Source organism: Bradyrhizobium sp. Kon56 (genome assembly GCF_055807635.1).
The window spans coordinates 1-1,211 of sequence record NZ_JBVVOU010000097.1 but is presented as its reverse complement, the minus strand read 5'-3'; the positions used below and the strand labels follow the sequence as shown (position 1 = coordinate 1,211).

Here is a 1,211-nt window from a genome sequence, read left to right as displayed (position 1 = left end):
GTGCCGCGGACCACGATCCAGTGCTCGGCGCGATGATGGTGCTTCTGCAGCGACAGACGCCCGCCCGGCTTCACCACGATGCGCTTGACCTGGTGGCGCTCGCCATTGTCGACCGACTGGTAACTGCCCCAGGGCCGATGCACCTTGAGGTGCTCCTCGGTGACCTTCGGTGCGACCGCCTTGAGTTTCGTGACCAGCCGCTTCAGCCCGTTGGCATCCTTCTGACGCGAGACCAGCACTGCGTCCGCGGTCGCGACCACGATGAGATCGTCAACGCCTTCGAGTGCGACCAGCGCGGCATCGGTGGTGACGTTGCAGTTGCGGCTATCTTCGAACACGGCGGCGCCGTGCGCGGCATTGCCTTGCGCGTCCTTGTCCGACAATTCCCACACCGCGTGCCAGGAGCCGACGTCGGACCAGCCGCACGACACCGGCACGACCGCTGCGCGCGCGGTCTTCTCCATCACCGCATAGTCGATCGAGATCGCCTTGGCCGCGCCGAACGCCTCGGGCTCCAGCGTCACGAAGCCGAGATCGCGACCGGCATTGGTCACGGCATTGGAGATGGTCTCCACGCTCGCCGCATCGACCTTGCGGTATTCGTCGAGCAGGACGCTGGCCGGAAACATGAAGTTGCCGCTGTTCCAGAGATAGCCGGAATTGAGGTAGTCGGCTGCCTTCACCGCATCCGGCTTCTCGACAAAGCGCGCGACCGCGTGCACCTCGCCGGAGATGACCTCGCCCGGGCTGATATAGCCGTATTTGGTCGCCGGCCGCTCCGGCTTGACGCCGAACGTGACGATGCGCCCGGCGCTCGCGGCGGTGAGGCCCTGGCGGCACGCCGCGACGAACGCGGCATTGTCCTGCACCACGTGGTCGGCGGCGAGCGCGAGCACGATCGCCTCACTCGAGCGGTTCTGCGCAAACACCGCGCCGGCGGCGATCGCCGGGCCGGAATCGCGCCGCATCGGCTCGAGGATCACGTCAGCCTCGATGCCGATTTCGGCGAGCTGCTCCAGCACCATGAAGCGATAGGAGGCATTGGTGATGACGATCGGGCGATCGAACAGCGAAGCCTCCGAGACGCGGAGCAGCGTGTCCTGGAAGGTCGAGCGCGTGCCGAACAGCGGCAGGAACTGCTTGGGGCGCACCTCGCGCGAAGCCGGCCACAGCCGCGTTCCGGCACCGCCGCACATGATCAGGGGGATAAT

The 1,211-nt window shown here is 66.6% G+C and carries 1 protein-coding gene; it reads right to left on the bottom strand.

Features of this window, described 5'->3' with window-relative positions:
• Positions 1 to 1,211: mannose-1-phosphate guanylyltransferase/mannose-6-phosphate isomerase (locus AC0L3B_RS38105; RefSeq protein WP_473382679.1), on the bottom strand; the 1,211-nt coding region annotated here is incomplete at both ends.